At 56.3% G+C, this 18,837-nt stretch carries 11 protein-coding genes; 2 read left to right on the forward strand and 9 right to left on the reverse strand.

All coding sequences use genetic code 11. The features are described from left to right. Positions 1-51: 51 nt before the first annotated feature. The 6 genes from ACGY09_RS24595 to ACGY09_RS24620 form a co-directional block, all read right to left on the reverse strand. The gene (locus ACGY09_RS24595; protein ID WP_373652328.1) at positions 52-1,092 is read right to left on the reverse strand and encodes a zinc-binding dehydrogenase; all 1,041 of its coding nucleotides are present in this window, start codon (positions 1,090-1,092) and stop codon (positions 52-54) included. Next, positions 1,089-2,051 carry a transketolase family protein gene (locus tag ACGY09_RS24600; RefSeq protein ID WP_373652327.1) on the reverse strand — a complete coding sequence of 321 codons (963 nt, stop codon included), beginning with the start codon at positions 2,049-2,051 and terminating at the stop codon, positions 1,089-1,091. Before ACGY09_RS24600 ends, ACGY09_RS24595 begins: the two co-directional genes overlap by 4 nt. After that, positions 2,048-2,917, reverse strand: a complete 870-nt coding sequence (locus tag ACGY09_RS24605) for a transketolase (RefSeq protein WP_397571908.1) — start codon at positions 2,915-2,917, stop codon at positions 2,048-2,050. Before ACGY09_RS24605 ends, ACGY09_RS24600 begins: the two co-directional genes overlap by 4 nt. Continuing rightward, entirely contained in the window at positions 2,917-3,954 is a 1,038-nt protein-coding gene (locus ACGY09_RS24610; protein ID WP_397569829.1) for an NAD-dependent epimerase/dehydratase family protein, read from the reverse strand. The genes ACGY09_RS24605 and ACGY09_RS24610 overlap by 1 nt, the downstream gene beginning before the upstream one ends. Positions 3,955-3,957: 3 nt before the next feature. Further along, positions 3,958-5,502, reverse strand: coding sequence for a PfkB family carbohydrate kinase (locus ACGY09_RS24615; protein WP_397569830.1), 1,545 nt, complete (start codon positions 5,500-5,502; stop codon positions 3,958-3,960). A 317-nt stretch (positions 5,503-5,819) separates the two neighbouring features. Beyond that, positions 5,820-7,121 (reverse strand): ABC transporter ATP-binding protein, encoded by a 1,302-nt coding sequence (locus ACGY09_RS24620; RefSeq protein ID WP_397569831.1) that lies wholly within the window; start codon positions 7,119-7,121, stop codon positions 5,820-5,822. 679 nt (positions 7,122-7,800) lie between these two features. On the opposite strand from ACGY09_RS24620, the gene ACGY09_RS24625 reads away from it, so the two are divergent. Beyond that, positions 7,801-13,305: a beta strand repeat-containing protein gene (locus ACGY09_RS24625; RefSeq protein WP_397569832.1), complete on the forward strand. Its 5,505-nt coding sequence runs from the start codon at positions 7,801-7,803 to the stop codon at positions 13,303-13,305. Between the two features lie 958 nt (positions 13,306-14,263). On the opposite strand, the gene ACGY09_RS24630 is transcribed toward ACGY09_RS24625, so the two are convergent. From ACGY09_RS24630 to ACGY09_RS24640, 3 genes are all read right to left on the reverse strand, one after another. After that, the gene (locus tag ACGY09_RS24630) at positions 14,264-14,659 is read right to left on the reverse strand and encodes a PleD family two-component system response regulator (RefSeq protein WP_397569833.1); all 396 of its coding nucleotides are present in this window, start codon (positions 14,657-14,659) and stop codon (positions 14,264-14,266) included. A 187-nt stretch (positions 14,660-14,846) separates the two neighbouring features. Then, positions 14,847-16,466, reverse strand: a complete 1,620-nt coding sequence (locus tag ACGY09_RS24635; RefSeq protein WP_397569834.1) for a WbuC family cupin fold metalloprotein — start codon at positions 16,464-16,466, stop codon at positions 14,847-14,849. 225 nt (positions 16,467-16,691) lie between these two features. Further along, the gene (locus ACGY09_RS24640; protein ID WP_397571909.1) at positions 16,692-17,264 is read right to left on the reverse strand and encodes a dihydrofolate reductase family protein; all 573 of its coding nucleotides are present in this window, start codon (positions 17,262-17,264) and stop codon (positions 16,692-16,694) included. A 270-nt stretch (positions 17,265-17,534) separates the two neighbouring features. Here ACGY09_RS24640 and ACGY09_RS24645 point away from each other — a divergent pair, with 270 nt between their 5' ends. Beyond that, entirely contained in the window at positions 17,535-18,827 is a 1,293-nt protein-coding gene (locus ACGY09_RS24645) for an IS1182 family transposase (RefSeq protein WP_397569835.1), read from the forward strand. Positions 18,828-18,837: the final 10 nt, after the last annotated feature.

The raw sequence follows: 18,837 nt of genomic DNA on the forward strand, positions 1-18,837 counted from the left end.
TGTGATGGCAGCGGAAATCGCTGCGAATGGGCCCGCACGATGCGCTGAGCGTCAGATGCGTGACAGGTCAATCAGGGGACGAGGTACCAGCCCGGCTTCGAGGTCATTCAGGGCGTCGTTGATACCTGACAAGGGGTACTGTCTGGCCAGGAGACTCTGCAGCGGCAGTTTCCCGGCGAGCAGCAGTCGCTGATATCGAGGGAAGTCTCGATCAGGGACGTTGTCGCCTCCCCAGGTCCCGATGATTCGCTTTCCCTGATTGAGCTGACGTGGGTCGAGTTGCCACGATTCCCCCTGCGGTGCATTTCCGGCGACGATTGCGGCTCCACCTTGAGCCCGTACCGATTCGAGAGCCTGCTGCATGACGGCAGCTCGTCCCGTGGCTTCGATGGCGATATCGACGCCTCCCGGAGAGATCGCCATGATCGATTCTACGGGGTTGGTTTCTGTAACGCAGATCGTGTGAGACGCACCCAGCTCGCGCGCGAGATCCAGCTTGGACGGAAGCCGGTCGATGGCGATCAGGGGTGTGGCCCCACTGGCGCTGGCTGCGGCCAGGGCAGAAAGTCCGATTCCTCCAACGCCGAAGATAGCCACGCTCTGGCCTGTTCGAACGTTGGCCGTATTGAAGACCATCCCTGCGCCCGTCGGAATGGCGCATCCCAGTAGAGCGGCCAGATCAAAGGGGAGGCCTTGGTCGAGCTTCGTCAACCGGTTTTCACTGATCACAGAATAGCGGCTGAATGTCGTGATCCCCCCCGCGTTCACCTCTTTGCCATTCCACTGGTATTTGGTCCCCGGGACATCTCCCCCGCTCCCTTTGATCCACGACAGAACGACATGGTCTCCGGGTTGGACTCGAGTCACATTCGCCCCGACTTCGCGGACGATCCCACTCCCTTCATGGCCGAGGCAATGTGGCAGAAAGCGATCGGGACCGCGTCGGCCCCGTGCTTCCAGGACCTGCGTGTGACAGACGCCACTAAACGCGATTTCGACGAGGGCCTGGCCCGGCTTGAGGGCTGGGATTTCCAGATCGACGAGTTCCAGAGGTTGCGACAGTTCAACAAGGATGGCCGCTGGGGTTTTCATGGGGAGATCCGATTCGAGGTGTCGCTGTCAGTCTGGGACTGTTCCCACGCGGAGTCGATGTCCTGAGACAGACGTTCTGGCGTCAGTCCTGCCGCGTGTCGGGCATGTTCTTGTTCGCCCGTGTGATGAAGAATTTCGTCAGGGGTCCCGAATCGAAGCAGCCGAGCCCCGGGACAGACTTGGTCGGCGCGCCATTCCGCGACCGCACCACCCAATCCACCGATCCGCGAGTGCTCTTCGATGGTGACGACCAGTTTCGTGTTACGGAAGACCTCGGCCAGCAGGTGCTCATCCAGTGGCTTTACTGTGTGCACACTGTAGACGGCGGCTGAGATACCCCGCTGCTGAAGTCGATCCGCAGTTTCGAGGACGATGGGCAATAATGTCCCCGTTCCGAGTAACGCAATGTCGCTTCCCTGGCGCAGGGGAAAGGCCGTGCCGATCGTCAGCCCTGGCTGTTCGGCATGCACCGTGGGCTCACCCTTCTTTCCGATTCGAATGTAGGAAGGGCCGGACAGATTGACTGCCGATCCCAGCAGGGACCGCAGCTCCCAGGCATCGGCGGGTGAGAGCACCGTCATGCCGGGTAACGCACGCAGGACTGCCAGGTCTTCGCACGAGTGATGCGTAGGGCCGTTTGCAGCGTACCCGAGTCCCGAGCCGACACCGACGATCACCACCGGTTGTTTGAGATAGCACAGATCGACCCGAATCTGCTCATAAGCCCGGTAGACGGCGAACGAGGCGATCGTATACGCGACGGGCTTCAAGCCCTGCAGCGCCAATCCGGCCGCGATTCCGATCATGTCAGCTTCTGCGACACCGACATTGTAGAAGCGATCGGGATGCCTGTCTTTGAAATCGTTGAACAGCCGATTACCAATATCGCCGCTCAGCAGCACAATCCGGGGATCCTGATCAGCGAGAGCGGTGATCTCGTCAGCGAATGCGTTTCTCATGAGAGTTGCAGCTCCGCTCTGGCTCGTTCCAGTTCCGCTGCCGTCGGTATGCGGTAGTGCCAGTTGTTGTCATCTTCCATGAACGAGACCCCCTTCCCTTTCAGGGTATGGGCAATCAGTGCGGTCGGGCGCCCGTCCGGATCCGGGGCTTTATTCAGCCACTCGACCAGCTCAGCCAGATTGTGCCCATCAACCTCGACAGCACGCCATCCGAAGGCCGCCCACTTCTCTTTCAACGGGCTGAGCGATGTCACTTCATCGCTGCGACCTGTGGCCTGCCATTTGTTGTAATCGATCATCACCGTCAATCGGTCCAGTTTCTGTGCAGGAGCGAACAGAGCCCCCTCCCAGACGGACCCTTCGTTGCATTCTCCGTCGCTCATCAGGACATGGATCCGGTTCTGGCGGCCTTGAATCCTGGCGGCGAGTGCCATTCCGATGGCGATCGGAAGTCCGTGCCCCAGTGATCCTGTCGCCGCGACGATTCCCGGAGTCCCCGGACTGGGATGTTCTCCTAAAGGGCTACCGGGTTCGGCATAGCTGTCGAGCCAGTTCTCGGGGAAAAAGCCTTTCATCGCCAAGGCGGCGTAAAGAGTGGTCGCTGCATGTCCCTTGCTCAGCAGGAAGCAGTCCTGCTCTGCATCGTCCCCGTTGGGCGACGGAGGATTGGCCGTTCCCCAGTAGGCAGCAACGACCATTTCAACGCACGAGAGAGATGAACCCAGATGTGCCGTTTTGGCCTGGTGTGACAGTCCCAGAACGTGACTGCGAATCCGTTTGGCAAGAATCTGCAACTCGTCGATCGTCGGAATCGGCCGAGCCGTCGCGGGCAATGTTGAGGTCGATGTCACGGCGCTCGGTTCCATCACTTCAGCTCAACTTCCTGCATGCGTTTGATGTTGAAGTAGGTTGAACGTGTCATGGAGTCGGGCAGCTTGCCAGCTCGGAAGGCCGCCACGAGGCCACGGACCGCGTCGTCGATCGATCGACATGGCCGATACCCCAGCACCTTCAGAATCTTTTCCGATGAGATGTGGTACGACCGGAGATCATCTGATGGGGTCGTCACAATCTCAATATCGTTCCAGCCCATTTCCTGTTCGACCACCCGTTTCACGATGGTTGCGAGTGCAGCCACGCTGTGGTTTTCATAACCCGCGTTGAAAATCTGGCCTGCAATCCGCTCGGCTGGTTCTTGAAGGACTTGCAGGTACAGGTCGGCCATATCTTCAACGTGAAAATTCGGACGAAGCTGCGTTCCACCGAAGACAGTGATCTTCCGGTTGTTGAGGGCATGATTGGTCAGGATGTTGACGGTCAGATCGAGCCGTTGTCGGGGAGAGTAGCCGCAGAGTGTGGCGGGACGCAGGACGAGCGTCGTGAAGTCGGGGGCCTGTTGCTGGAGCAGAATCGGTTCGCAGTCGGCTTTGTAACGGCTGTAGTCCGTTAAGGGTTTCAGTGGATGATCCTCGGTCACGTTGGGAGCATCACTGATCCCATACACGCTCGAGGACGACGCAAACACAAAGCGCCGAACGCCCGCTTCCCGACTCAGTCTCACGAGGGGGGGAAACGCATCAAGATTAATCGAGCGTCCCAGCACGGGATTCAACTCAAAACTGGGGTCGTTGCTGATGCATGCCAGATGAATGACGGCATCGCAACCGGCAACCGCTTTCGCGACGAGGGACTCGTTCCGCAGGTCCCCTTCAAACTCGGTCAAGCGGTCACATCGGCAATCGTCGAAGACTTGTTTGCCGTAAAGGTAGAGATCCAGCACGTGCACGTGATAGCCGGCTTGCAGCAGTCGGGGAACCAGGACTGCACCGGCGTAGCCCGCCCCGCCCGTCACCAGAACAGTTTTGATAGAATTCAAGGTGATTGCCCCGTCATTCATTTCCATGGGTTATTTCAGCAAATGTTCGATATGGCGTGAGAGTGGAATTCGCTCGATCGGCGATTGATTGCCGACGGTGGCCACGGCCTGTGCTCCGACGACGTTTCCGATGAAGCCCAGCACTTCCATGGGAGCGTTTTGTGCCGCGCAAAGCGATGTAATCGACAGGAAGGCGTCCCCTGCGCCGATTCGATCGACCACGTTCGAGGCGAAAGCGGGCACATCGACGTGCCCCACATCCTGCTGGTAGGTACAGCATCCCTTCTTTCCACGGGTCACGACAACACGAGGACAGTTCAACCGGCGGGAGACATCTTCCATCATCGGTTTGAGATCACTGCGTCGATCACGCGACTCCAGCCGCATTTCATTTTCAGCAATGCAGATGTAATCGGCCCGGGGATAGTTGGAAATGACATGATATCCCTGATTTCCCGCATTTGCCTGCGTGTTGACGGCGAGAAAGCGACTTTCGCGGCAGAGCAGGTCAATCATTTCCCGGGTCAGAAACCCATGCCCAGAATCAATCACAATCACCACGTCGAACTGGTTCAGCCGACCTGCAATGGCGGACGTCCAGGCCTGGCTTTCGGCAATCGTGGGACGCTCGTCATTCAGCTCATAGACTTCGAACAGTTTGCTGTAGAAGTACTGTTCGATGAATCGTCGTTTGACGATCGTCGGCGAACGCTCTCGAATCAGAAATCCCGCGTCGATATGGGGTTTCAACCGGGACCGAATGAAGTCTTCCTCGGAATTGATTTCGCCGAGAATGGAGTGCAGGGTGACATTGTCGCAAAAGCCGGCAACGTGATTGGCGACTGCGGCCGCCCCCCCGACGAAACGGTCATTGTTCAGCGACTTCACGACAAGAGTCGGTTCTTTCGATGACTTGCCGATCGCTTCGACATATTGATAGTCATCGATCACGGTTTCGCCGACAACCAGGACTTTCAGTTTGCGAGCCTGATCGAGAAATTTCAGAATTTCGCCGGTTGAAGTCCGCTGCGAGAAATCGGCGAGATAGTCGCTCACCTCTTGCGGGAAGACCGAGAGATGCCGGTTGACGAGGTGTGAAGCGCTGAAGGTCACGTCATCGGTGAATTCCAGCTTTCCCCCGACAGAGACGATCGCCTCCTCTTCCAGCTTGATCGCACCAGTCAGATCTTTTCCTCCGCGGAATTCCGATCCTTTCACGAACACATTCGGGCGCAGGGTTTGAATCGTCTCGATCGCCGTGGGCCACAGATTGATGCCCACGTAATCGACTGTTTCCAGTGCGGCAATCGCTTCGGCTCGAAGTTCGTCCGGAAAGACGGGACGATGAGGGCCCTTGTTCACGAAGCGATCAGGGGTGACGGTGACGACCAGCAGATCTCCCAGAGACTTCGCCGCCGCAAAATGGCGAATGTGTCCGATGTGCATCGGGTCGAAGACCCCATGGCAGTGGATGACGCGTTTTCCTTCCGCCTGGCGTGCCGCGATTTCCGCAGCCAACTGCTCGATCGACCCTATTTTGCGACGTGCGCTGTCGTGAGATGCGGAGGACGCCATCAATTGTCCCGGTCAATTTCAAAAATTGCGAGTCGATCTCTGGAGGAAGTTTCAAGGTTCCCGCTCCGTTCGTCAATGTGGAGCGGCCCAAATTTCCCCGTGGGTAATGCCCCCTGCCACGGGGGCCTGTCTCTCCCTCGCACGTATGAATTCTCCCGCATGAGTCTCTCAGTCACGGTGCATGCGCCGTCGTTTCCCACAGACTCTTATCATCTTCGGTCAGTTGCGTGTGGCCCACTGCGGATGGATGCAAAGACATACGTCGTCCGGACGGTGACTGTTTGACGACAGGCGAATCTCCTGACGCGCTTGCGGACTTAGCTCTGTACGGTGTTCCAGGGAAGTCGGGGGCGGATCACGGGGCCGGTCCAATTCCCGAAGTATTCTTCTCGCATGGAACCGGTATCATGGACGTCGAACGTCAGGACCGACTCCTGCAGGATGGTGGTTTTCTGAGGCACCCGCCCGACGATGGCAGAGATCGTATACCGCCCCTCATTCAGGAAGTTACCCGGGATTGTGCAGGTCGATTCGAACAGTCCTACCGGTTGCGGAGTGCCATACCAGGGATCATCGGTCGAACTGATCGCTTTGACGTTGGAAGTCGCCAGAACGAATGTCCCGTTCGAATCTTTCAGCCACAATGCCGCATAGAGCTGCTGGTTGGGAATCAAATTCCAGTAACTGATTTTGACCGAGATATCGTGTGCGATATCGACGTCGGCCGTAGCCCCTTCGACTTCTGACTGGACGACGCGAACGGCATGTAACCGCACCATGTCGTTGCCGGGAGCGGTTTCCTGTGACGGCCAGACGACTTCACCGGATGCCGACCTGACGTTGGCCAGATACTGCTTCACCACTTCGGCGGGGGTCCCGTTGGCAGTGATTTTTCCTTTTTCCAGCAGGATTGCCCGCTTACACAAATTTGTGATCACGGGCAGACTATGAGATACGATCAGGACCGTCTTGCCCTGTCGACTGGCCGATCCCATTTTGCCCAGGCATTTCTGCTGAAAGGCGGCATCGCCGACCGCCAGCACTTCATCCACAATCAGAATCTCGGGTTCCAGATGCGCCGCGACGGCAAACGCCAGTCGCACGTACATCCCGCTGGAATAGTGTTTGACGGCGGTATCCAGAAAGCGTTCAACTTCTGAAAAGGCGACAATCTCGTCAAATTTTTTGCGGATCTCGCGGCGCGTCATCCCCAGGACGGCACCGTTCATGAAGATGTTTTCCCGGCCGGTCAGTTCCGGGTGAAATCCTGTGCCGACCTCCAGCAAACTGCCGACCCGGCCCCGGATTTCAATCCGTCCATGTGTTGGGTAGGTAATTCGTGAAAGCAGCTTCAAAAGCGTGCTTTTGCCCGCCCCGTTTCGACCAATGAAACCGACGACTTCCCCCCGCTGAATTTCAAAGGACACGTCGTCGAGAGCCTGGAACATTTCGGGCGAGTTCGTCGGGGACGCACCACGTGCGGACATCAGTCGACGGGGTAGCCGCGCCAGATTGGTCGCCACGTTCTCGATCAGTTCCGAGAACCGGTGGTAGGAGACGCGATGCCCTAAACGAAAAGACTTTGTCAGTCCTTCAACACGTAAAGCGAAATCGCTCACAAAAGATTCCTGTTGCTCATTCGAGAAAACCGTTCGAGGTGGTGTGCCTCTGATGTTGACACTGAATCTTGTATCGCCCCCGGAAATGAAAAGCACCGGTGGTGACGTGCCGGTTCGGATTTTCTCTGGGCAGGCATGTCTGCGTGGGGACGACCGAAGAGCGACCTGATCGGCCCCAATGAGTGCGGCAAGGATGATACAGAACCGTCGGGGGAGGACGGCGCCGCAGGGGTGTCGCAACTTACGCCCGGACGATCTGCAGGAACTCTGCCCGTTTGCCGGGAGGGAGAGTTGCTCCGGCTTGGGCAGAATCTGCCGTTGGGGGCGTCAGGGGATGACATCACCGCAGGGCGAGAGACTAAACCGATGTTCTGGGAGGTTTGGGAAGTTTGTCGCCTTTTTCACGATTGTAGGAAAACTACGTGACTTACCGGTTTTTCGCTCAACCAGCGCACGTCCCTTTTCCGAAAACAACAGATAACCGCTAGAGGCGGAATATCCGTCAGGGTCTGACATGCACCGGACTTGATGGTTAAAGCGGTTTACAAGGGCAGGTTTTCGCAGCAGGACGCTGGAGCAACCGATGAATCTTTCAGTAAGACGGTGTCTATTGGGCTTGGTTGCCTGGGCAACTATGTTCGGAATAACTCGGGCTCAGGCGCAAGAGCCAGTTGGCACCGTGCAACTTGGTCCGCCAGCTTATGAGGGTGGGCAGGGAGTCCCCGATGGGGCAATCCCGTTCGATCAGTATGGATCCGAGCCGCTTCCTAGCGGATCCGGGTCCCTGTACGGGATGACCCGAGTCGATCGGGTGTTCGCGCCTCGGGTGAACATCGATTCTCGCGGCGGCAGCCTGTACGGTTACGATGCGGGTTACTCGAACATCGGGGTGTTCGTCCCCTATAAGATCGAAGACAACGCCCTGGTCTTCGTTCACGGGATGGGTATGGTCACCTACGATAGTCGCGGCGGCGGTACGGTCGGTACCGGCTGGCGATACTACATGGAGGGGATTGACCGCATTGCGGGTCTCTCTGTGTGGTTCGACTTTGACAACGGCCACGCCAAGCCGTATCAGCAGGTCGGCCTCAGCTTTGAATCGCTTGGTCGCTACGTCGACTATCGCGTTAACGGATACATTCCGTTCAGCAACGCTGACCATGTTCTTTATAGTCAACTTTCTCCCCAGGCCGTGCTTTACGGCAGCGGGATCGGTTTGATTCGTAACAACACGGTCGAACAGTCCTACACCGGTCTGGACGCCGAGACCGGCGGTCCAATGCCGTATCTGGGTCGCTACGGACTGAACGCCTACATCGGTGCTTACTACTTTACCGGCAACGGATACAAGGGTGGCAACTTCACCGGGGTCAGCGGCCGGTTCATGGCTCAGATCAATGAAGACGTCCAGTTCGGCGTGCAAGTGACGAACGACCATGTCTTCGGACTGAACACTCAGTTCCAGGTCTTCATGAATCTGCCTGACGGCAAGCCAGGTCGCTGGTTGCGAAACCTCCGCGTCCATGACCGAATGGTCCAGAACGTGTTCCGCCAGAACCGCGTGATGGCCAAAGTCGACAGCTATCAGACAATTGACGTTGCCATCAATCCCGAAACCAATGCACCTTACTTCGTGGCCAACATCGACCCGAATCTCGGGTTCGGTGGAAACGGTCAGATCACCAATCCGTTTAACAGCATCGCTCAGTACGAATCGCTCACGGAAGCTCAACGACGTCAGTACGACATCGTCCTGGTCCGACCTCGAACCGACTCGTCCAACACCAACCTCGACACTGCTTCGACGATGGAACTGTTTGATGGTCAGCGTTTGCTGAGCACTTCGGTTGCACACAGCTTCACCACAGCCAACCTGCCCGGCCAGAACCTGGTATTGCCCGGATTCACCGGTGGATCGGCTCCCAAGCTGTTTAACAGCAGTGGCGGCGACGTGATCACCCTGGTGGGTGGAAACACCCGCATGATCGAAGTCTCGGGCTTTGACATCGATGGCAGTGGGACCGGTAACGGCATTCGCGGTAACAACAACCGTGCTGTGAACATCAACCGCAACAACATCCACGACGGCTTGAACGGTGTGCTGCTGACGAACCTTTCCGGTTCGATCGCCGACGGGGCCGAATCCCAGTTCCTCGCGAACACCGTGACGAACAACGTCAGCAACGGTATCAGCGTGCTGAACACCGGCTCGCCTCCTTTCGTGCCACCGCTTGACGTCATCGTTCAAGGGAACGAATTCACGAGCAACGGGAATGACGGATTGCGACTCGAAGCTCGCGCCGGTGCAACAATTGGCGGGATTATCGGTGGTACAAATGTCGCCGCGACAGACACCACTCCAGCGATTACTCGCTCCAATACGTTCGACAGCAACGGTGGCAACGGTCTGAACCTGCTGGCCAATGGCGGCACCCTGCTGTTCAAGTCGCCACCAGTGACTCCTGTGCCGAATGCTCCACCCTATATTCCTCAGTTCGGCGTACCGAACGATGCATACGGCATCTACAACAATATCTTCACGAACAACACGCTGGATGGTTTGCACATCGAAACCACGAACAACTCCATCGCTCGCATCAACGTCACCAACAACAGCTTTGGTCTGGATTCGTCGACCACCAGTGGCAACAAGCGATACGGTCTGGGTCTGTTGTCTGACAGTGGTGTGACCGAGATTTCGATCGGTGGTGCCCTGATCGAGAATCCTGACGGGACGTTCTACAACCCCGGGAACACCTTTGACTACAACTCTGTTTCGGCGATCAACCTGGCTGTCGGCGGGACTGCCGCTCTGTCCTACGACATCATTAACAACACTATCACCAACGGAGCGACTTCGACTGTCGCCGCCCCACGTGATTCGTTCGAATTCTTCTTCAATGGCACAAGCGGGTCCAGCCCCTTCACCATCACGAACAAGTCCGATCCTGGAATCGAGATCACCAGTGTGATCTGGAACCTGGCAGGTACACCTGCGACGATCGCAGCCACCGGTCAGGGACCCAATGGAACTGTGAACCCAGTCGTCCTTCAGCCGATCAGCGATTCCCTGCTGACTTCGCTGAACGGGCTGGCTGTCACCCCGGGATCTTCACCACTGCTGATTACCGGACTGAACGCTCCTGCTACCAATGCCAATTCCGGGATGGCCGCTGGCAGTCAGTTGATCCCGCTGGGCTTCACCGACTTCGATCCAAACGAAGTCTTCAGTGCCACGGCTCGACTGGAACTCGCCTCGGGCAGCTCGCCGCTGACCTCGGCCGCGACGAACGGTTCATCCATCACGGTGAACTTCAGCAATGGATTGTCGTCAACGCAGCGAGTCACACAGCTCAATACAACCAGCGACGCGGTTTCGGCCACGGGTGACGTTTTCGGTGCATCGATTCCCGGCTTCGGCAATGGCCAGGACGGAATCCACATCGCCTCGTCCGGTGCCTCGGTCGTGAATTCGGCTAACATCCTCAACAATACGGTCACGGGTTACGGTGGCTACGGTATCCGGGTCGAAACCTCGGGGACCTCGACATCCAACAACCTGCTGATCCGCAACAACGAGATCTCGAACAACGGTACGGGAATCACAGGCGCTGGTATCTCTGCCTTCACCGGTGGTGGACTGGCCCTGGAACGACATGACAGCTCGACGCTCAACGCGATCATCGATGCCAACATCATTTCCTCGAACTTCAATGATGGAATCTCGTTGCGGTCCGACGGAACGTCAACAGGCGGGATGACCGTCGTGTCTCGTGACAATGACGTCCTGAACAACGCAGGGAACGGTCTGCAGATCTCGACAGGCGGTAACGCTCGGTTGAACTTCACCTCGCAGCGCGACGACTACAGCGGAAACGGTGCTGGTTCGGGTAACAACATCGACACGACCGGTGGCGATAACATGGCCTTTGTCAGCAATGGAAACTCAGTCCTGGACGTCACACTCCAGAACGTGTTCTCCAACAGCTCATCAAGCACAGGTCAAACTTCGAATGGAGCTCTTACCGGCAACGGTCTGTCCGGAACGACCAACGACAGCAGTACCCTTAACCTGCTGGTCACGGGAAGTTCATTATCGAACAACCGCCTCAACGGTATTGTCCTGAACAGCAACGGCCGGTCGTACATGCATGCCAGCATCTACGATACTCTGATGAACAGCAATAACGAGAACGGTATTCTGTTCAACCGGTCGTCTGCTTCGCTGGTTCGGGCCAATATCGTCAACAGCTCGATGCAGGCAAACCTAGTGAATGGTTTTAACTTCCACGGACTTGGCTCTGATCCGCAGGATCCGAATCAGATGTTCGCGGGGCCTAACCGGATTAACCTGATCCAGTCTTCATTGAACAACAATGGTATCAACGGAGTTGGCCAGGGTGCACGAGTCGACCTGTTGGGTGATTCGCAACTGGTACTGAATGCCACTGCCACCACGTTCAACAACAATGCTCAGAACGGCCTTCGCGTCGACATTACCCCAGGTGCTGAATTCGGATACTCACTTGGCGGCGAACGTTCCACCTTCGATAACGTCAGTTTCAACAACAACGGATCGAACGGGATCTTCGTGACAAGCGAAATTACACGAACCCAGCCAGGCAATCCCTGGATGCCTTACGACGCACCCTCCCGCACCTACATGCAGGTCAGTGCCAACACGGGTAGCAGCACGATCAGCAACAACGGGCTGAATGGTATTCTGGCTCAGTACACGGGTGGAAGCCACGACATCCTGGTGACCGGTGACACTTTAAATGCGACACCTCAGTTTGGGACCTTCATCCAGTCCAACGGAGAAGACGGTATTCACTCTGAAGCGGGAATCGCGGCTGACGTGACCTTGGGTGTCGACGGAGTCATCGTCGGTGGTCCGACAGTTGCTGATGGCAACGGCGGAGACGGTATCGACTTCCAGGTTCAGAGCACGATGCGGATTGTGGACGGTGCCACAACCGAAGACTGGATCTTCAACGCAGCTGGAGTCGGGACACTCAACGTCGACAATTCTCTGATTCAGAACAACTCAGGTCACGGGATCAGCCTTGTCGGAAACGCACTCGCCTTCAATGGTTATAACCCAGACGGCACGTTCGCGACCCGAATCCAGAATAACCAGGGAGACGGGTGGGGTCAGTTGAATGCGAGCATCACCAATTCGTCGATCGTTGAGAATCAGTTGAATGGAGTGAACATCGACTTGCAGGGACGATTGGGACTGCGTGGTGCTGAAAATGCGATTACGCTGAGCGGGAATAACATCTCCAATAACGCTGGATTTGGTGTCTTCCTCGAACAGAATGCCGCGTTGCAGTACCGAGGTTCCGGCACGGTCAACGATCTGTTCAGGGTTGTCGAATTCTTCGGGCCTCAGCCGACCGACCCAGAAACGCCGTTCAATCCTAACGACTTGATTAATCGCGCTTTTGATTGGAATACGGGAGACAACGCTCCGATCTTCAACAGTGGAGTCATGAGCGGCTTCATGAATCTGATCACTTACAACAACACGAATCTGGTCATGACCGATAACACGATCCAGTTCAATGGGCGTGGTGGAGACCTGCAGGCCGGTGACGGGGTATTCCTGCGAGTGAGTACCAACTCGTATCTGGGGGCTGATATTCGTAACAACAACATGACAGGTAACCTGGCGAACGACCTTCACATCGAATCGTTCCTCGCCTACAACCCTGCCACGGGAGTTGCGCCACAGCCGACAGGCAGCGTGGCCAATACAGATGACCCAGATATTGTCGTCCTCGATGACACCGCACAGATGGACCTTCGGTTCACTGGGAACATTGGCAACACGATCAACATCGTGAACCCATCGGTGAACGGAGCGACTAACGGGTCTTTGCCAGGGAATACGACGCCGAACGGAGCGTACTATCAGGCTGACCCACTCAAGAGCAACTTTGGCTACCTGAACCCCAACCCCCGTCTGGTACAATTGTTCCAGGTGGAGAATGGTCCTGCACTGAACTCGACGAACTTCTTCAATCAGAATGGGACCACTCAGAATCTGGTGGACGAGTTCTACTTCAGCAGCTGGTTCATCAGCGATGGGCCATCGCCTGTGTTCCCGAACCCAGATTTCCCACAAACTTACTACGAGCAAGCGGGGAATCCATTTACCGGCACCCCAATGTTCCCATAGTCGTTGGGTGAATTGCTGAAAGTACACTTGGAGCCGTCCCTGTTATCGGGGACGGCTCTTTTGCTTTGGTGTTCGCGATCTATCTTCTGAGACCGGGCCTACCGAACTCGCCAGGGAATGCAGCTCGACTACGAGGTCAACGGAAGGTCGCACCAAGTAGGGCCTTGAGGCGTCGGTCTGGCTCGAAGGGGCTCGTCGGCCTGACTGCTGCCGCTGCCCCACGCAGTGGCCAGCTCGTCGGGAGCTTCCACATCGTAGCAAACCTTTGCGACGGCAATTTCCTGCCATGGCGTGCCCGGCCCCCTGAACAGGTTGAGAATGAAGCCGAAAAGAATCGTCCGAGTCCCAGATATCAAACAGGGCGGATCTCGACATCTTAAGACCTGGCTGTTGTGGAAACGACGCAGAATTGACCTTGAAGCGTCTCCACGCAGAGCATCTTGAGCGGTACTTGTTCTTGCGACCGCATTCGGCCTCCCGCGCCGGGCATCAAAGAGGCCCGCTTCGAGCTGCGAAAGATGATCTGACTTTCGAACTCAACAACGCACACGCAGCGCTTGGTCGACACGCCTCTGTCGCCGCGGCGGAGGGAATCCAGAACCAAATTCCGGACTTCTGGGCGTTCACTGGGGGGGGCGATTGTTGACCATGCGACTCGACCCAGGAGCGGGGCAGGCTTGAACGCGGCAACGGTACCCAAGCCGTTTGGGAACAAGTACCCGTCATCACCTATGTCACGGGCGAGTTGCATTCCCTGTCTGTGGCTGGCACTGTCCGACGAGCTCTCGGTCTCTGCTTACGGACGATTGGTGCCTCGCAGCAAAGGGCATGTTCCGGACAAATCAGGAAAAGAAAAAGCACTGGCTGATCCAATTTGGTCAACCAGTGCTCTAATAATTGGTCCGCAAGTAACGCCGCCAGGTCCATTCGGGGCCGCTGGCAGCGCGAGGGGTAGCTGTCAGACCGCCGATGCGTGGTTTCTCACGGTTTCGTTGGTGAATTGCACGACCGCAGCGGGGTCGAGAGGTTTCGAGAAGACTCGAGGGACCTTGTGGGCAAAGACCAGACGATCCGCTTCGCTCTGCATGGCCTCAGGGCAGCAGACCACGATCGGAGTTTCCGTTAATCGCAAGTCTTCCCGTACGTGCCGACAGAATTCGGTGCCGGTCATGGCAGGAAGTTCCAGGTCAGCGATGATCAGATCAAATCGCTGCCGTGCGGCGAGAATAGCTGCCTGCTCACCGTCATGTGCAACAAAGACAGAGTATCCAGCCCCCTCAAGATGATTTCTTAAAGATTGAGACATGGCCCGATTGCTCTCGGCAATCAGGATCGAACGGCGTCGGTGCGACATACAGTCTTTTCTGAAAGAGTTCCGACAAGGCAACAGCGTCTGTCAGTCAAAACTGACCCCGCGACGCATTCTCTCAACCGGCTTACGACCTCACACGTCGCAACTTGAGCGAAATGCTACCGGAATCAAAATCTTCTATTCGACCAGCCAACTTTAAGAATTGAATCAATTTGTCCGAAAGTGGTGTTCATACGCCCTTCGACGCTTCTTCCGCCATGTACATCTGCCGTAGTCGCCGAGTTGCTGCGCGCCTCATGACGCGAAACGTCACGAAATAGAGGACACGCATCACGTTACATAAACAGAGCAGCAAAAGTCGCGCAGGCGGTGAAGCCGTGGCGGCGACCCGGCGGCAGCTTTTTTGAAACGCCTGATTTCCTTCGATGGCGGGACTGAGCTGTTCGTGAACGATGCACCGGAGGAAATCTTGCGACCATCGCTCGACATAATCCTCGGGAAAGTCATTTCGAAATCGTTCCGATCGCATCCACTGTTTCGCTCGTTCCAGAATCCTCATCCCTTTCAGAGGATTGGATCGAGTCTCCTGCGACAAGCTTCCCGGATTGATCGTCCATTCCATGGCGGGGAATGGCCAGTAGCAGAAGCCATGGCGAAGTCCCAGCGTCTGGATGGCAAACGTGTCTCCCCACGACTCGAGTTCCTGCGGGCAGCCACCGATTTCAATCAGTGGAATTCGCCGGAACAGCGTCGCGGCGGAGAGCGAATGGGTGGCGGGTTCCACCTCAAGCACTTCATGCAGGTAGCGTGACGGTTCCAGAAAGATTGCCTGATGAATGTTCTTCAGTCCCGAAGTTCCCAGAGGTTGGCCCAGCGGATCGACGCTGACGAACTGACCACTGATGATTCCCGTTGAGGGGTACTGTTCCGCAAGCTGCATCGCCCCAGCGAAAAAGCCGGGCAGAATCCGGTCATCAGCGGCGCCACTGTAGACAAAGTCGCCTGTCGCCACTGTGATGGCTCGCTGAAACGATGCATGAAACCCGAGGTTGCGTTCGTTCACCAGCAGGCGAATCTGAGGATACTTCTCAACCCAGGAGCGGATGATGGTCAGGCTGTCATCTGTCGAGCCGTCGTCGACGATGATGAATTCATCGGCGGGACGCGACTGAGTCAGCATCGCTTCGATCGCGCGAGAGATCGACCGACCGTGGTTGTAATTGCAGATAATCGTCGTCAGCGTGGGCGACCGAAGGGAGCTGCTCGGCTTCGCGTCCACGACCAATTCAGCACCACGAGAATCGGCAGGATTCGTACCCGCAGAACCTGCCGGACCTGACTGCCTGGGCGAACCGGTACGAAGACTTTCCAGAAATACTGTTGCTTCAGCCGCGTCATTCCCGTCCGGAGCCCAAGGTGCGAATTGGGCGTCCCCCGGAACGAAAGGTCCGTTCGTGGTCTCGTGAATCACCCCCCAATCGGATTCAACCAGGACCGTATGCCACGCATCACATGCCAGTCGGTAAAGGGAGGGACGCCCCGTGCCGGGAGCACCCAGTGAGATCCGTTGTGTTTCCACCCCCTGATCATCGAAAAAGATGACCTGCAACAGACCTTCTACCACGTGAAATGACTCGCTCTTGTTACGATGACGGTGGACTCGCACGTAGGTGTCGCGGTCGAACAGGATGACCATTTCCTGAATGGGGTCATCGCTGGTTCGATGGAGGCAGATTCGCGAGCGTTTCAGGGGTGAGTCTGCAGCCAACTGGCGAAGTCGCTGGAGCGTTTCTGGCTCGACAACATAGATGTCCGAATCGGCCACGATGACGTTTTTGGGAGGACTCACGAAAAGCGATCTCGATAAGGAATAGTCTGGGGGCAGTCAGCGACACTGAGCCGGGAGAAGGGGCATCATGTCCAATCCGCCCACCTCCGAAAAGGTCTGCCGAGGAAAGTGAACCGAACTACTCGGGACCCTGCCTTCGAAAGTTTCAACTTGCTCGACAACTTCTCACTGAAACTCTCAGGAGCGCGAGGGTATCTGAACGAAGAGGGAACCGACTTGGACAGATCAGTCGCCGTTCTGACTCCCGGGATGCCGGATGTCATATCGCAGCTCAACCATCTCATTTTGTTTCTGCTGGACAGAAGTCAGCCTGAGGACGGGGTTCAGTAGCCTGCGAGGAAAGAGTGGCTTTCCCTGTCCCAGCGTCACAGACCCCACCTGTAGGATCAATTCATCAAGCAGCCCGGCGTCATAGAACTGACCTGCCAGCTCTCCCCCGCCCACGATCCAGATATTTTTGCCCCCGGCGGCCGCCCGCATTTGGGAATGGACAGCGGCGACGTCTCCACTGACAAAGCGGATATCGGCTCCTTCGATGAGCGGAAGTTTTCGTCGTGTGAAGACCCACGTCGGCTGCTCGTACGGCCAGGCCGATCCGACTTCCTCGATGACCTTGTCTGCATGCCGCAGCATCCATTCATAGGTATGAGACCCCATCGCCAGGGCACCGACCTGCGCGATGAACTCGGGATAGCTCGAATCATTGATGTCCCCCAGAGAGAACAACCAGTCCAGCGAGTCATCCTCTGTCGCAATGAATCCATCCAGACTCGTCGCGGTATAGAACTGCGTTTTCATGCAAAAGCCCTGAAAGTAATCCAAGTAGCCCTGTCGTTCCGCGACAGGAAAGCCGTCGATAACGCCGACCCACAACATTCGGATCAGTTTACTCATCCGCCACTAAGGCTAATTCATGTCGCGAAGAAATTGCACCAAAGCAATTTGGCAGTTTGAACCGCAGATTCAAATGGGGAACGGATGGCGACTCGGTAATCCTGTCGCGGAGAGGTTGTGATTTTTTTGGAAGTTCAGGGTAGCAATCCTTCCGGGATGCGCTAAAACTCGGCCATGAGCACCACCCCCCCACCCAAGAAGCCTGATGTCCGTGTGAATTCTCCTGAACGTCGTCAGTTGGAATGGCGGGACTTTTCTCTGGACGGATATGTTCGACAAGATGACAAGGTGCGGATCATTTGGCGGTATGTCGAATCTCTCGATCTGACGATTCTTTACGACAAAATTCAGGCGGTTGAATTCCAACCGGGCCGGAATGCTGTTGACCCTAAGATCCTTGTTGCGCTTTGGCTGATGGCGACAGTGGAATCCATCAGCAGTGCCAGAGCGCTCGAACGTCTTTCGCAACGAGACTTGGCTTACATGTGGATATGCGGTGGCGTTAGCGTGAACTATCACTTGTTAAGTGATTTTCGTTCTCAACATCGCGACTTTCTCAAGCAGGTTCTGACGACGACAGTCGCCTCTCTGTTGCATGCCGAGGTCATCACACTGGACACCGTGGCCCAAGACGGTGTTCGAGTGAGAGCCAGTGCCGGTTCCAGTTCGTTTCATCGCAAACCGACCATCGAAAAGCGTATTGCGGAAGCGAAGGCTCACCTCGCTGCTCTCGAGGAGAACGAAGATTCCGACGATACTTCGCGAGGTTCCAGCTCGGCGAAAGAACGAGCCGTCCGAGACAAGTTGGCCCGGGCCGAAGAAGCACTGAAACAGGTGGCCGAACTGCAGAAGGAGCAAGACCAGCGACGCCGAGGCAAGGACGAGACTCCTAAAGAAGCGCGTTGCAGCACGACCGATCCCGATGCTCGCAAAATGAAAATGGGAGATGGAGGATTTCGGCCCGCATATAACGTACAGGTCGCCACAGACGGAGCTTCACGTATCATCGTGGGAGTAGACGTGACAAAGAAGGGGAACGATGGCCAGGAGATGTTCCCCATGCAATCACAAATCATCGCGAACTATGGTAAGGCTCCTCAGAACTACTTGGTCGACAATGGTTTTGCAACCAATGATCAGATCACGAAAACGGAGAATGCAGGCAGCCAGGTTCACGCTCCCGTGCATGGTGAGAAGGCCATGAAGAAGCGAGGAAATGATCCGTTTGCCAGAAAGAAATGCGACACCGATGAATGCTTTGCGTTTCGTCAACGAAAGGCAACTGAAGCCGCCCAGCAGCGATATAAGCAACGGCCATCGATCGCGGAATATGTGAATGCCGAGTTTCGTAATCGAGGACTCACCCAGTTCCGAGTCCGTGGGTTGGAGAAAGTCCAAACGGTGGTCGAGTGGTATGCGATCACATTCAATCTTCTCCGACTCATCAACTTGGGATTAGTGACCTGAAAATGGATTG

Origin of the sequence: Schlesneria sphaerica, assembly GCF_044336245.1 — a bacterium.
Taxonomy (GTDB): Bacteria; Planctomycetota; Planctomycetia; order Planctomycetales; family Planctomycetaceae; genus Schlesneria; species Schlesneria sphaerica.

Coding starts and splice junctions, on each gene's coding strand:
- ACGY09_RS24595 (WP_373652328.1), bottom strand. CDS start 1,092: ATGAAAACCCCAGCGGCCATCCTTGTTGAACTGTCGCAACCTCTGGAA.
- ACGY09_RS24600 (WP_373652327.1), bottom strand. CDS start 2,051: ATGAGAAACGCATTCGCTGACGAGATCACCGCTCTCGCTGATCAGGAT.
- ACGY09_RS24605 (WP_397571908.1), bottom strand. CDS start 2,917: ATGGAACCGAGCGCCGTGACATCGACCTCAACATTGCCCGCGACGGCT.
- ACGY09_RS24610 (WP_397569829.1), bottom strand. CDS start 3,954: ATGGAAATGAATGACGGGGCAATCACCTTGAATTCTATCAAAACTGTT.
- ACGY09_RS24615 (WP_397569830.1), bottom strand. CDS start 5,502: ATGGCGTCCTCCGCATCTCACGACAGCGCACGTCGCAAAATAGGGTCG.
- ACGY09_RS24630 (WP_397569833.1), bottom strand. CDS start 14,659: ATGTCGCACCGACGCCGTTCGATCCTGATTGCCGAGAGCAATCGGGCC.
- ACGY09_RS24640 (WP_397571909.1), bottom strand. CDS start 17,264: ATGAAAACGCAGTTCTATACCGCGACGAGTCTGGATGGATTCATTGCG.
- ACGY09_RS24645 (WP_397569835.1), top strand. CDS start 17,535: ATGAGCACCACCCCCCCACCCAAGAAGCCTGATGTCCGTGTGAATTCT.